The organism is Ruminococcus sp. MCC718, from assembly GCF_018783905.1.
Classification (GTDB): Bacteria; Bacillota; Clostridia; order Lachnospirales; family Lachnospiraceae; genus Hominisplanchenecus; species Hominisplanchenecus faecis.
Genome location: NZ_WQNP01000003.1, coordinates 46,834 through 60,911, shown reverse-complemented (window position 1 = coordinate 60,911; position 14,078 = coordinate 46,834). Strand labels below are relative to the sequence as shown.

The following is a 14,078-nucleotide window of genomic DNA, read 5'->3' as shown; positions in this document are numbered from 1 at the left end:
GTGCAAATGTTTTATTTTGCTACGATGTTTACAATCTTCTTCGGAACATAGATCTCTTTGATAATGTTTCCGGAAAGTTTGTCACCGAGAACTTCTTTTGCTTTTGCGATCGCATCTTCTTTGCTGATGTCAACCGGAATGGAAATGACTGCTTTTGTCTTTCCATTTACCTGCACCGGAATTTCGACTTCGTCATCTTTCATTGCTTCTTCATCATGAGCCGGCCATTCGTGGTGGAATACAGAATCCGTATGACCCAGTTCCTCCCAGAGCTCTTCTCCCATATGCGGTGCAAATGGTGCCAGAAGCAGAACGGCTGCTTCCAGAGTCTCTTTGTCCATGCCGCCTTCTTTCTTGGCGATCGCGATCAGGTTGTTGTTGCACTCCATGAAACCGGAAATAACCGTATTCAGGCTGAAGCCCTCCAGACGGGTTGTGATCATGTGGATCATCTTATGGCGTGCTTTGATCATTTCTTTGCTTGCTTTGATATTTTTATCTTTGTTGTCCATAACCAGGTTCCAGAAACGAGACAGGAAACGGTATACACCTTCGATACCGCGGTCATCCCACTCTGCATCCAGTTCCGGCGGACCTACAAACAGTTCGTACATTCTCAGAGAATCACAGCCGTAATCGCGTACCAGATCATCCGGAGAAATGACATTTCCTTTGGACTTGCTCATCTTGATACCGTTCTTACCGGTAATCATACCCTGATTGAACAGTTTGTGGAACGGTTCGTCAAAATCGATCACTCCGATATCGTACAGGAACTTGGTATAGAAACGAGAGTACAGAAGATGCAGTACAGCATGCTCTACACCGCCGATGTACATATCTACCGGAAGGTACTTGTCTGCTTTTTCTTTGGATACCAGTTCATTATCGTTATGTGGATCTACATAACGCAGGAAATACCAGGAAGAACCTGCCCACTGCGGCATGGTGTTTGTCTCACGTTTTGCGGCGGCACCACATTCCGGGCATTTGCAGTTTACCCAGTCTTCGATCGCTGCCAGCGGTGATTCGCCGGTACCGGTCGGTTCGTAGGATTCTACATCCGGCAGACGCAGCGGAAGCTCTTCTTCCGGAACCGGAACGTTTCCGCATTTCGGGCAGTGTACGATCGGGATCGGTTCACCCCAGTAACGCTGACGGGAGAATACCCAGTCACGCAGTTTGTAGTTTACGGTCTTGCGTCCGATACCCATCTTCTCGATGATATGCGGAGCTTCTTTTTTCAGGACTGCGGATTCCATACCGTTCCAGTCGCCGGAATTGATCATGGTTCCGGAAGCTTCGGTATAAGCTTCTGCCATGTTTTCAATTGCTTTGCCGTCTTTTGCGATAACCTGGATGATCGGGATATCAAATTTTTTAGCGAACTCAAAGTCACGGTCATCATGAGCCGGTACACACATGATCGCACCGGTACCGTAATCTGCCAGTACATAGTCGGACAGCCAGATCGGAACCTTTGCTCCGTTCAGCGGATTAGTCGCATAGCTTCCGGTAAATACACCGGTCTTTTCCTTATCCTGCATACGGTCCACGTTGGATTTCATGGATGCTGCATAGATATAAGCATCAACGGCTTCTTTCTGATCCGGTGTTGCAAGACCTGCTGCCAGTTTGTGCTCCGGAGCCAGTACCATGAAAGTTGCACCGTGAAGGGTATCCGGTCTTGTCGTATAGACTGTGATCTTTTCATCTTTTCCTTCTACCGGAAAATCTACTTCTGCACCGTAAGATTTGCCGATCCATTCAGTCTGCATTTTCTTTACTTTTTCCGGCCATTCCAGCTTGTCCAGGTCATTTAACAGACGGTCTGCATACTTTGTGATACGCAGCATCCACTGACGTAAGTTTTTCTTGGTGACCGGTGTGCCGCATCGCTCGCAGCAGCCGTTTACCACTTCTTCGTTTGCCAGACCTGTCTTACAGGAAGGACACCAGTTGATCGGAAACTCCTTTTCGTATGCAAGCCCTTCTTTGAACATTTTTACAAAGATCCACTGTGTCCATTTGTAGAAGTCCGGATCCGTGGTATTGACTTCACGATCCCAGTCATAAATAGCTGCGATCTCGTTGATCTGACGTTTGATGTTGGAAATGTTCTTTGCGGTGGAGATGGCCGGATGCTGACCGGTCTTGATTGCATAGTTCTCTGCCGGAAGACCGAATGCATCCCATCCCATCGGATGGATCAGGTAATATCCCTGCATCATTTTGTAGCGGCTCCATACATCGGAGATCACATAACCTCTCCAGTGACCTACGTGAAGACCATTTCCTGACGGATACGGAAACATATCCAGACAATAATATTTCGGCTTTTTGCCATCATCGACATTTACCGGATTTTCTTCCCATTTCTGACGCCATTTTTTTTCAATGGCTTTATGGTTATAAGGCACTGCCATTTTCTTTTCCTCCTGAAAGTTAAATTCTTATAAATAATTAAAACTATCTGTTATTTTACCCCAATATATTCGCTTTTGTCAATAGATGGCAAAAAAGTGAATTGACGCAAAAATCAGAATGAACTATAGTAATATCAGGGACAAAACGAAGCATTTGCTGCCCGGGATTGTCCGAAGTATGATAAAGGAGTTGTTTCTATTATGAGTCCACAAATCAGAAGATCTGTTTTTTCCTGGAAAAATCTGGTCGCTGCTTTTCTCTGTACCCTTGGCATTTTTTCCATGGCGATCGTCTTTACCCTGCATTTTCGCCCTCTTTATTATTTTGACATCGATCATCTTGATATTCCTGCCACGAGTGGTTATTCAGAGGAAGTGATCCGCAGAAATTACGATGAGCTGATCGACTATAATTCCATTTCTGGTCCATCCAGGCTTACATTTTCAGACTTTATGATGTCAGAAGAAGGTGAGATTCATTTTGAAGAGGTGAAACGTATTTTCCTGAATATCGAATACGCTTCCTTCGTCCTGGTCCCGCTTACGCTTCTGCTGACCGCATGGCAGATCCGAAAGAAAAATGCTCCCTTCTTTGCCGTTTTATCCGCATTTCCGACGTTCCTTGTGTTGATCGTCGGCTCGCTTGTCGCTTTGAACTGGGATTTTTGTTTTGTACTGTTCCATAAGATCCTGTTCCGCAACGATTACTGGATCTTTGACCCGGCGTGCGATCCGGTCATCACGATCCTGCCGGACGCTTACTTTCTTCACGCCGCCGCTTTGATCCTGCTGTGCGTTCTTGCGGCAAGTCTTTTCTCTTTGCTGCTCTTCCGTCTGCTTCGCAGAAAGATCAGCAATAGTGCGAAATGATCATCTGAAGGCTCTTTCTTCCACGGTATTCATTGACAGATGGATAATAGATGAAAGAAAGGGTCACTGCATTTTCCTGCCCCTGGAAACATTTTTCTGTTTCGGATTCTCCGTATTTCTGCATAATATAAGTCAGAATCTGTTCGATGTCACCAAAATACAGGGCATCCATGACGGTGCCATGCTGACTTCGCACCTGCATTTTCAGCGTGTTTCTGTTCTTTCCTAAAATCCGCATACTTAAAATATTTAGATTTTTTTCGGCAAACAAAGGCTTTTCATTTCCTTTTCCAAATGGTTCCAAAACAGAGAGTTCCTCGATCAGATGTTCGGTGACATAGCCGATCGGCATCGGTACATCGATCGTGATCTTCGGGATAAAATCTTCTTCTGTCAGTGTGGTATGCTCATTTAAAAAAGTACGGAATTTTTCCACATTTTCTTTTGGAAGCGACAGTCCGGCTGCCATCGGATGTCCGCCGTATTTTGTGTAAAGCTCTTTGCATTTTGACATTTCTTCAAACATGGAATAGGCCTCGATCGAACGTCCAGAGCCTTTGACACCGTCGATGCTGTCCGTTAGAACGAACACCGGTTTGTTGTAGCGTTCCCGGATACGCCCGGCGATGATCCCGGCCAGGCTTTCATGGCAGTCCGGAAGATAGACAACCAGGACTTTATCCTGGCTTCTGCCCTCTTTTTCAATCCACTCTATGGCTTCTTCTGCCCCCGTCTGTGTCATATCTTTTCGCTCGTCATTAAGTGCTTTCAGTTCAGCAGCCATCACATCTGCCTTTGCCCTGTCTTTCTGAAGCAGCAGGTTCAGAGAGCGTTTTGCAGTGTCCAGTCTTCCGCCAGCGTTGATGCACGGTCCCAGTACAAACCCGATATGGTAGGATTTGATCTCTTTTTCTTCCAGTCCGCAGGCACGGATCAGGGATGCCATCCCGACATTCTGTGTATGGTTCAGCCGCTTTAAACCTTCTTTGACCAGGATCCGATTTTCCCCGATCAGATCCATGACATCCCCGACGGTTGCAAAACCGGCAAACTCCAGAAATTCTTCCGTTTCTTCTTTTGGGATACCATAAGCTTCATAAAGACAGCAGATCACTTTATAGGCAACGGCTGCACCGCATAAGTGCTTGAACGGATAAGGGCAGTCTGCCTGCCTTGGATTGACTACGGCATCCGCAGGCGGTATTTCTTCCTGTACTTCGTGATGGTCGGTGATCAGAATGGTCATGCCAAGACTTTTGGCCAGTTTTGTCTGTTCCACAGCTGCAATTCCATTGTCACAGGTCAGAATGGTATCGACTCCTTCTTCATATGCATAGCGGATCAGGTGTTCGTTGATGCCATAGCCGTCTTTCATACGGTCCGGGATCTCCACATCTGCATTGGCATGACAGCGACGCAGTCCTCTCAGCAGAATAAAGGAGGCATTCACGCCATCAATATCATAATCGCCGATGATACGGATTTTTTTCTGTTCTTTTATTTTAGACATCAGAATCTCTACCAGTTTATCTGCATCTTTCAGCAGATGCGGATCATAAAAATCTTCTTTTGTTCCGTAAAGATACTGCCGGATTTCCGGTTCACCTACAATATCACGGTTTCGGATCAGCCTTGCAGTCACCTGGTCGATCCCGAATTTTTCTGCTATTGCCTGAAAATCGGCACGCTTTGCAGAGACAACCCATTTTTCCATAGTAAAAGTCCTTTCTGAAAAAAAGATGCCCTTTCGCCGAACAGAGGGAAAGAGCATCTTTTTTATTTTGAAGAAGCAGAAAACTTATTTGTTTTTGCTTTTGAATTTGGTTTTCAGTATATACCACAGCGGACCGGAAATGCATACAGAAGAGAATGCACCGGCAACGATACCAACAATCAGAGGTGCTGCAAATTCACGGATCGACGGAACACCGAGAATGAACAATGCTGCGATCGTGATGAACGTTGTCAGAGAAGTATAGATACTTCTTGTAAGAGTCTGTGTGATACTTCTGTTTACGATCTCTTTAAGTGCTTCGTCACTGTGTTTCTTTGAGTTACCCAGGTTCTCGCGGATACGGTCAAAGATAACAATAGATGCGTTGATAGAGTATCCGATGATCGTCAGCATGCAGGCAATAAATGTATTACCGACAGAGATTCTGGCGATCGCATAGAATGCCAGCACGATCAGTACGTCGTGGAGCAGAGCCAGAACGGCACTTGCACCGAAACGGATATCTTTGAAACGCAGCCAGATGTAGATCAGCATGCAGATAGCTGCAATGATAACCGCAACGATTGCATCCTGACGCATTTCATTACTTACGGTAGAAGAAATGCTTTCTGCGGTGATTGTGGATTCATCCACACCAAATTTTTCATTCAGTTTCTGGCTAAGCTCGGTTCTCTCATCCAGAGACAGTTCTCTTGTCTTGATGATAACCTGATTGGAACCGCTTACCTTGGTAGCCTGGATATTTGCATCGCCGGTTACTTCCTGTACAACCGGTTTTACTTTTTCATCGATCTCTTCGATGGAGTAATCTTCGTTGAAGGTTACGTTTGTAGAAGTACCGCCCATAAACTCAAGGCTGTAGTTCAGTGCTTTTCCACTGCCCTGGCTGTGGATCAGCATGGCAACCGGACCGGAGATCATGCATACGATCGCGATTGCAAAGAATACCTTCTTATGTTTCAGGAAATCAATGGTGTTATGTTTTTTCGGGCATCCATAATATTTCACATCCTGGAATCCGAGAGCATAAAATGCCTTTGCCAGATATCTGGAGATAACCAGTGCGGAGAACATGGACAGGATGATACTCATTGCCAGTGTGTATGCGAAACCTTTTACAGAACCGGTTCCCATGATGCCCAGCACGATCGCTGCGATCAGGGTTGTGATATTTCCGTCCAGGATTGCAGACAGAGCTTTTTTGAAACCGATATCGATCGCACTTTTCACGGATTTACCGGCTGCGATTTCTTCACGGATACGTGCATAGATGATAACGTTTGCATCGACCGCCATACCGATACCAAGGATGATACCTGCGATACCCGGCAGAGTCAGTGTGATATCAAATGCATTTAAAGTAACCAGTGTCAGTACGGTGTACAGCAGCAGAGAGATCGCTGCAACAACACCTGGCAGCAGGTAAACAACCATCATAAAGATGCAGACAAGTGCCAGACCGATCGCTCCTGCTTTTAAGCTGGTGGAAATTGCGGCTTCCCCAAGCTGAGCACCTACAACGTTGGAACGCAGCTCCTGCAGTTCTAGGGACAGAGAACCGATACGGATGGAAGAAGCCAGATTTTCTGCTTCCTGTGCATCTGCCATACCGGTGATGACAGCAGAACCGTCTGTGATCGCACTCTTTACGGTCGGAGCACTGATGACATCTCCATCGTATACAATATAGATGGATTTGCCGATATTTTCTGAAGTTGCAGTTGCAAAGGCTGCGGCACCTGCACTGTCAAACTCCAGTTTTACAACGTTCTCATTGTTTTTCAGGTTATCCTGCTGAACGCCTGCTTCTGCGGATGCGACCTGGCTTCCGTCTACGACAACAGTGCCGTCTTCCAGCTGGAACTGAAGGGAACCTGGTTTGCCAAGTTCTTCAAGAATGGTATTTGCATCGGATACACCAGGGATTTCGATGTTGATACGGTTAGTACCTTCCTGGTAAACCTGTGCTTCTGTGCTGTAGCCGTCAACACGCTGCTGCAGCTTGTAAATCGTGTCTTTCATATCTTCGGCAGACGGATTTTCATCACCCACTACCTCATACGTGATACTTACACCGCCGGACAGGTCCAGACCAAGTGTGATGTTTTTGGCAGCTCCCGTTCCGGTAGGTCCGAAGCCGACAGCTGTGGTGTAGGTCAAAAGCCCAAGAAACAGGGCAATCGCAACGACTACACCAATCGCTTTGTTCTTTTTCATGTTTCTTAATTCTCCTTTTCCTCGGCAGCGAGTGCTGCCTTTATCATGATCGCGCATTCGATACGCTTCCGCTGCAATTCACATCCGATATCATATGCATCGTTGATGGATTTGTGGAAATTCCAGGAATTCGCCGCACATCCGCCGCTGCAGTAGAATTTTGCAAAACAGTTTTTGCACTTTTCTTTTGCATAGACATTGCAGTTTTTAAACTCAGCCTGGATCTGTGGTGTTTTGATACCTTCCTCCACATTTCCCATCAGGAACTGTTCTTCCCCGACGAACTGATGACACGGATAAAAATCACCCCACGGTGTGACAGCGAGGTATTCTGTTCCGGAGCCGCATCCGGAGAGACGTTTGTAAACGCATGGACCTCCCGTCAGGTCTATCATAAAATGGAAGAAATTGAATCCCCTTCCTTCCTTATGACGCTTGATCATTTCCTTTGCCAGTCTGTCATATTCTTCGCAGATTGCCGGAATATCTTCTTCCCGCAGTGCGTACTCCTCTTCCGGCTGAGCAACAACCGGCTCCACGGAGATCTGTTTGAAGCCCAGATCTGCCAGATGCAGGACATCGGATGCAAAATCCAAGTTGTGTCTGGTAAAGGTCCCTCTTACATAATATTTATCCTGATGTCTGCTCTCCGCAAATTTTTCAAATTTCGGGAGAATCAGGTCATAGCTTCCTTTTCCTTTGCGGAACGGACGCATGTAGTCGTGTACTTCTTTTCTGCCGTCGATGCTGAGTACGACATTTGCCATCTCACGGTTACAGAACTCCATAACCTCATCGTTTAACAGAACGCCGTTTGTAGTCAGTGTAAAACGGAAATTTTTGTTATGGATCTTCTCCTGCTCTCTTCCGTATGCAACCAGGTCTTTTACTACCTGCCAGTTCATCAGCGGCTCCCCGCCAAAGAAATCCACTTCCAGATTTCTTCTGCTTCCGGAATTTGCGATCAGGAAATCCAGTGCTTTTTTGCCGACTTCGTAGCTCATCAGGGCACGACGGCCATGATACTCACCTTCTTCTGCAAAGCAGTAACGACAGGCGAGGTTACAGTCGTGAGCAATGTGCAGGCAGAGTGCCTTCACAACAGTCGGACGGTTTTTAAATGCGTCGATTGCATTTTCATAGATATCTTCGGTAAACAGTGCCCCGGCTTCTTCCAGTTCATGACATTCTTCCAGTGCTTCTTCGATCTCTGCCGGAGCATAGCTGTTCGCAAGTGCTTTTAAGATCTCTTCTTTTGATTCTTTTTTTTCGAGGTATGGCAGTACATCGTACACCACATCATCTACGATATGTACGGAACCGCTGTTTACATCCATAACGATGTTAAAGCCGTTGCTTTTATATTGATGGATCAACCCGTAATCCCCTTTCAGTTCTCCAGACGCTAAGAAACAGCGAGCAAGATGCCCGCTGCTTGCTTGTATGTCCTGTTATTATTTATTGCTTTCGCAGCTCTGATTTCCTACGGTGCAGGATGTCTTACATGCGGACTGGCAAGATGTCTGACATTCGCCGCATCCGCCTTTCTTTACTGTGTTCTGCAGACTTTTGGTATTTAATGTCTGAATATGTTTCATATTATCGCCTCCTTATCTTCGCTTACGCGGAAATTTAATTAGATTATAACATAATGTTCACAATAGTAAAAGCATTTTTTTTACAATAACACAACTTTTTCACAAATCCATGTTATAATAAGACACAATCATAGGATCGGCAACTGCGATCCGCATCCATTTTAATACAGTCGAAAGGAATAATTTAACTATGAAAAAGAAAGTTGCAACAGCTGCCATTGCAGCAATGACCATGACATTTCTGGCAGGGTGTTCTTCCAGGGGCACTTATGCCAAATACCTGACACTTGGCGAATACAAAGGTCTGAGCGTCACCAAAGTAAAAACGGAAGTAACCGATGACGATGTGGAGGCTGAGATTGAAAGTGCCCTGGATGAAAATGCGGAGTATACGGATGTAGACCGTGCCGCAAAAGACGGCGATCAGGTAAACATTGACTTCGACGGAAGCATTGACGGAGAAGCATGGGATTCGGATACCGACTACGATCTGGTGATCGGTTCGGAGGATTTCCAGCCAGAGTTCGAAGAACATCTGATCGGTGCAAAAGCCGGCGATACACTGGAATTTACAATCACGCTCTCGGATGATTACGATGGTGATTACGCCGGAAAAGATGCAGATTTCAAAGTAACGGTCAATGCGGTGCAGGAGATCAACGTTCCGGAACTGAATGACGATTACTGCAAGAAGTACACCGACTATGATACCGTTGATGAATACCGTGCCGGTGTCAGAAAAGAGCTGGAAGAATATTATGATGAGACAAACACCGAGACGGCCCAGAATGATCTGCTCTCCCAGATCCTTGAAAACTCCAAAGTTTCCGGTTATCCGCAGGATCTCTACGATAAATGCAAAGAAGAATATGATGCCAACAACCAGATTCTTGCAGACATGTTTGGTACCGATGTCTCTGACATTGCAGGCTCCGAAGATGACGTCAAGAGTGCCGTAGAAGAAATGGTTTATACGGAAATGCTGACGACCGCGATCGCAGAAAAGGAAAATATCGCCGTTTCGGATGATGAATACACCGACTACGTCAACTCCGTCTATGAGGAGAGCGGCTACACTTCCGCAGAAGAATATGAAGAAGATTACACCAAAGACGAGACAGTAAATACCATCCTCTATAATAAAGTCATGGATTTTCTGATGCAGAATGCAACCGTTACAGAAGTTTCTGAGGATGAGTACTATGAAGAAGATACCGAGATGGATGAGGAAGCGTACGATACCGAAGAAATCACGGAAAATGAGACAGATGCCGAAGATTTGGAGATGACAGAGTAATGTCCCAAAAAAAGAAAAGTATGTTGTTATTTCTGGTAGTTGCCCTCCTTCTTGTCCTGTCGCTTGTGGCTGTCTTTTTTCTGAACAGCCACAACGAACAGGGCGAGATCGCCCGTATTTATCAGGACGGTAAGCTGATCCGCGAAGTGTCACTGACCGATGTTGCCAGTCCTTATGAATTTCAGGTGGAGGCTTCGGATGGCGGCTACAACCTGATCCGGGTAGAAAAAGGGGCAATCGGCATCAAAGATGCCGACTGCCCGGACAAAATCTGCCAGCAGAGAGGCATGGTGTCGGATACCGGATATCCGGTCACCTGCCTGCCCCACAAGCTGGTTATTCAAATTGAACGCCTTACTGCCGCCTCCGATGGTATCGATGCGGTCGTGCAGTAAGAATCCTACTCTTCTCCCGCTCTTGCAGCGATCTCCTTATCCATGATATCTTTCGGTGCCTGCTCATAGCGTGCAAACTCATATGCGAAATCGCCGCTTCCACCTGTCATGGAACGTAACGTTGTGCAGTAGCCGTAAAGCTCCATCATCGGGATGTCCGCTTCTACGATCTGATTGCCTTTATGATCTGGATTCATGCCAAGCACACGGCCACGGCGTTTGTTCAGATCACCCATCACGTCTCCGGTAAATTTATCCGGAACGGTGACTTTCAAAGATGCGATCGGCTCCAGCAGTACTGGTGATGCCTCAAGGAATCCTTTTTTAAATGCCTGAATGGATGCGGTCTTGAATGCCATTTCAGAGGAGTCAACCGGATGATAGGAGCCATCATAAAGAATGGCTTTTACACCGACAACCGGGTAACCTGCCAGAGGTCCCTTTAATACAGCTTCCTGGACACCTTTTTCTACAGCCGGGAAGTAGTTCTTCGGAACGGCTCCGCCGACCACTTCCTGTTCGAATGCATAAGGTGTTTCCAGATCTCCCAGCGGCTCAAAACGCATCTTGACGTGACCATACTGTCCATGTCCGCCGGACTGCTTTTTGTATTTAGCTTCCACATCGGCACTCTTGCGGATCGTCTCACGGAATGCAACCTTTGGTCTTTCCAGTTCAATCTCGATCTTGTACTTCGTGAGCAATTCGCTCTGAATCATCTCAAGATGCTGGTCGCCCATACCATAGAGCAGTGTCTGACGGTTCTCAGAATCATTGACCACTTTCATTGTCAGATCTTCGTGGGAAATCTTCTGAAGTGCCTGAGCTACTTTATCCTCGTCCCCTTTGTTTTTTGCACGGTAGCGTTTGTAAGTATATGGAATGGAAACTTCGATCTTGCCGTAACGGATCGGTGTTGCCTTAGTAGAAAGGGTATCGCCGGTACGTGCCTTGTCGAGTTTGGCGATCGCCCCGATGTCTCCGGCATGAAGCTCTGGAATCTCGATCGGTTTGCTTCCTTCAAATACATACAGCTTATTCAGCTTCTGTTCTACATCTTTGTCAATATTGAAAATGACATCATCACTCTTGATAACGCCGGATTTCACTTTGATCATAGAATATTTTCCGATGAACGGATCGACGATCGTCTTAAATACCTGTGCGGATTTTGCTTTTGCAAAATCATAATTTGCTTCAAAAATCTCGTTTGTCTTTGTATTGATGCCGGCTACACTGCGTTTGTCCGGACTTGGGAAATACTGAACAATGTCATCTAAAAGATTTGCCACGCCGCGGAGCTGAACCGGTGAGCCCATCGCTACCGGAACGATATCGCCGCTGGAAACGTTCTGTGTCAGTGCCATCATGATCTCATGCACGGAGAACTCTTCTCCTGCAAAATAGCGATCCATAAACTCTTCGCTTGTCTCTGCAACTGCTTCCAGCAGAGTTTCTCTATATTTTTCAAGATATTCATCCAGATATTCAGGAATCGGACATTCTTCTTTCTGGCCTTTTTCCAGCCATTTTCTTCCTGCTTTCTTTACTACGTTGACATATCCTGTAAATTTCTCATTCTCACGGATCGGGAAGTGGATCGGTGCGATCTTCTTTCCGAACTGTTCCGTCAGATCTTCGGTGATCTTTCGGAAACTTGCATTGTCAAAATCCATATTTGTGATAAAAATCATGCGTGGGAGACTGTATTTCTCACACAGAGCCCATGCCTTCAAAGTACCAACTTCTACGCCGTTCTTTCCGTTTACAACGATCACGGCTGCATCTGCTGCCGCTGCTGCTTCTTCTGCTTCTCCTACAAAATCAAAATAACCAGGTGCATCCAGAATGTTCACCTTTACATCGCCCCAGGCGATCGGTACTAAAGAAGTGCTGATCGAGAATTTTCTCTTGATCTCTTCTTTGTCAAAGTCACTGATGGTATTACCGTCCGTCACATTTCCCAGTCTGCTTGTGATACCGCCAAGATACGCCATGGCTTCAACCAGACTGGTTTTGCCCGAGCCTCCATGCCCAAGGAGCACGACATTTCGAATTCTGTCTGTTGTGTAAACTTTCATGCTATTATCCTCCAATACAATTTATTCTTGATCTGCTCAAGTGCTTATGGGTATATTCTACTAAAAGATTTGAAGTTTTTCAAGCTTTTTATTCAAAATATACAAGTTTTTTACAAGTTTATCGAAATATGGTATATGAATCTGCTATTTTTCTTTTGAATTGTTCTTTTTATACAAACAATATAGACAATGCAAGATATCAAGCTGAAATTTTTTGTCATTACCACACAATAATTTCTGCATTTTCACTTTAACGTGGAAAAGTGTTGACATTCTATTTTGGCAATAGTAAAATAAAAGCCAGCAAAAATGAAGAAAGACTGCCGATTTTTCGGCATGCGATGAGGATGAAGAAATGGAAACAACCTTTACTGCCGGGTTTATTGGCCTTGGCCTGATCGGCGGCTCCATTGCCCGGGCTTTGAAAAAATATTATCCGGATGTGCAGATACTGGCACACACGAGAAGCCGCCATACAACCGAATACGCACTGGAACATGGCATCATTGATGAGATCTGTGATACAGTCGATGAACGATACTGCAAGTGCGATTACATTTTTTTATGTGCACCTGTGGAATGCAATGCTTCTTATCTGGGACTGCTGAAGCCGTATCTGAAAAAAGGATGTATTCTTACGGATGTCGGAAGCACAAAGACCAACATCCATAAAAAGGTAGAAGAACTGGGTCTGGAAGAATATTTCATTGGCGGACATCCGATGGCAGGTTCTGAGAAGACCGGAATCGAAAATGCCAAGGCTCTTCTTCTGGAAAATGCTTACTATGTTCTGACACCGGCTGCCAAAGTAACCGGTGAAATGGTCGAGCGATACCGTGACCTGGTGGCATCTTTAAAAGCGATCCCTTTGATCCTTACCTATGAAAAGCATGATTATGTTACGGCTGCGATCAGCCATCTTCCGCATATCATTGCTTCGTCCCTGGTCAATCTGGTCAAAGACTGCGATTACGAGGACGGAACGATGAAGAAAGTGGCGGCAGGCGGCTTTAAGGATATCACAAGAATCGCATCTTCTTCTCCGGAGATGTGGGAACAGATCTGTTCTGCCAACAGTGAAAATATTCTTTCCGTGTTAGATGAATATATCAACAGCCTGATCGAGATCAAATTTTCACTTGCGGAACATAATACAAACTGTATCCATGATTTGTTTGAGACATCCAGGGATTATCGCAACTCGATCTCTGATTCCGGAAGCGGTCCAATCCCGAAAGCCTACTCGATCTACTGTGACATGGTGGATGAGGCCGGCGGGATTGCCGCACTTGCTACAATCCTTGCCACAAACGGTATCAGTATCAAAAACATCGGTATCGTACATAACCGTGAATTTGAAGAAGCAGTGCTCCACGTAGAATTTTATGAAGAAATGGCAAAAATAAAGGCAGCCGAGCTGCTTCGCAAATATCGTTATACTATATATGAAAGATAAAAC

10 protein-coding genes are annotated in these 14,078 nt (G+C 45.6%); 4 read left to right on the top strand and 6 right to left on the bottom strand.

Annotation, left to right across the window (positions count from 1 at the left end):
- Positions 1–11: 11 nt before the first annotated feature.
- Positions 12–2,426 carry a leucine--tRNA ligase gene (leuS, locus tag GPK60_RS00690; protein ID WP_252191248.1) on the bottom strand — a complete coding sequence of 805 codons (2,415 nt, stop codon included), beginning with the start codon at positions 2,424–2,426 and terminating at the stop codon, positions 12–14.
- A 201-nt stretch (positions 2,427–2,627) separates the two neighbouring features.
- Between leuS and GPK60_RS00685 the strand changes: the two genes are divergently transcribed.
- On the top strand, positions 2,628–3,296 hold the full coding sequence (locus GPK60_RS00685) for a TIGR01906 family membrane protein (RefSeq protein ID WP_173865822.1): 669 nt from the start codon (positions 2,628–2,630) through the stop codon (positions 3,294–3,296).
- Here the strand turns inward: GPK60_RS00685 and recJ are convergent.
- The 4 genes from recJ to scfA form a co-directional block, all read right to left on the bottom strand.
- Positions 3,277–5,010: a single-stranded-DNA-specific exonuclease RecJ gene (gene recJ, locus GPK60_RS00680; protein ID WP_173865823.1), complete on the bottom strand. Its 1,734-nt coding sequence runs from the start codon at positions 5,008–5,010 to the stop codon at positions 3,277–3,279. The two genes, GPK60_RS00685 and recJ, sit on opposite strands and share 20 nt — an antisense overlap.
- Positions 5,011–5,094: 84 nt before the next feature.
- Positions 5,095–7,248 (bottom strand): protein translocase subunit SecD, encoded by a 2,154-nt coding sequence (secD, locus tag GPK60_RS00675; protein WP_173865824.1) that lies wholly within the window; start codon positions 7,246–7,248, stop codon positions 5,095–5,097.
- 5 nt (positions 7,249–7,253) lie between these two features.
- A complete protein-coding gene (gene scfB, locus GPK60_RS00670) occupies positions 7,254–8,624 on the bottom strand; it encodes a thioether cross-link-forming SCIFF peptide maturase (RefSeq protein WP_147631521.1) in 1,371 nt (456 codons plus the stop codon).
- A 78-nt stretch (positions 8,625–8,702) separates the two neighbouring features.
- A complete protein-coding gene (gene scfA / locus GPK60_RS00665) occupies positions 8,703–8,846 on the bottom strand; it encodes a six-cysteine ranthipeptide SCIFF (RefSeq protein WP_022119374.1) in 144 nt (47 codons plus the stop codon).
- Between the two features lie 190 nt (positions 8,847–9,036).
- Between scfA and tig the strand changes: the two genes are divergently transcribed.
- Together tig and GPK60_RS00655 are read left to right on the top strand one after the other, a co-directional pair.
- The gene (tig, locus tag GPK60_RS00660) at positions 9,037–10,143 is read left to right on the top strand and encodes a trigger factor (protein ID WP_215658658.1); all 1,107 of its coding nucleotides are present in this window, start codon (positions 9,037–9,039) and stop codon (positions 10,141–10,143) included.
- 20 nt (positions 10,144–10,163) lie between these two features.
- Positions 10,164–10,538, top strand: a complete 375-nt coding sequence (locus GPK60_RS00655; protein ID WP_215658657.1) for a NusG domain II-containing protein — start codon at positions 10,164–10,166, stop codon at positions 10,536–10,538.
- Between the two features lie 5 nt (positions 10,539–10,543).
- Here GPK60_RS00655 and GPK60_RS00650 read toward each other — a convergent pair whose 3' ends face one another.
- Positions 10,544–12,619: an elongation factor G gene (locus GPK60_RS00650; RefSeq protein ID WP_215658656.1), complete on the bottom strand. Its 2,076-nt coding sequence runs from the start codon at positions 12,617–12,619 to the stop codon at positions 10,544–10,546.
- 355 nt (positions 12,620–12,974) lie between these two features.
- Here GPK60_RS00650 and GPK60_RS00645 point away from each other — a divergent pair, with 355 nt between their 5' ends.
- Positions 12,975–14,075 (top strand): prephenate dehydrogenase, encoded by a 1,101-nt coding sequence (locus GPK60_RS00645; protein WP_215658655.1) that lies wholly within the window; start codon positions 12,975–12,977, stop codon positions 14,073–14,075.
- The last annotated feature ends 3 nt before the right edge of the window (positions 14,076–14,078 follow it).

Bases quoted from the DNA above. Each gene is read 5' to 3' on its own strand.
- leuS (WP_252191248.1), bottom strand. From the start codon at position 2,426: ATGGCAGTGCCTTATAACCATAAAGCCATTGAAAAAAAATGGCGTCAG.
- GPK60_RS00685 (WP_173865822.1), top strand. From the start codon at position 2,628: ATGAGTCCACAAATCAGAAGATCTGTTTTTTCCTGGAAAAATCTGGTC.
- recJ (WP_173865823.1), bottom strand. From the start codon at position 5,010: ATGGAAAAATGGGTTGTCTCTGCAAAGCGTGCCGATTTTCAGGCAATA.
- secD (WP_173865824.1), bottom strand. From the start codon at position 7,248: ATGAAAAAGAACAAAGCGATTGGTGTAGTCGTTGCGATTGCCCTGTTT.
- scfA (WP_022119374.1), bottom strand. From the start codon at position 8,846: ATGAAACATATTCAGACATTAAATACCAAAAGTCTGCAGAACACAGTA.
- tig (WP_215658658.1), top strand. From the start codon at position 9,037: ATGAAAAAGAAAGTTGCAACAGCTGCCATTGCAGCAATGACCATGACA.
- GPK60_RS00655 (WP_215658657.1), top strand. From the start codon at position 10,164: ATGTTGTTATTTCTGGTAGTTGCCCTCCTTCTTGTCCTGTCGCTTGTG.
- GPK60_RS00650 (WP_215658656.1), bottom strand. From the start codon at position 12,619: ATGAAAGTTTACACAACAGACAGAATTCGAAATGTCGTGCTCCTTGGG.
- GPK60_RS00645 (WP_215658655.1), top strand. From the start codon at position 12,975: ATGGAAACAACCTTTACTGCCGGGTTTATTGGCCTTGGCCTGATCGGC.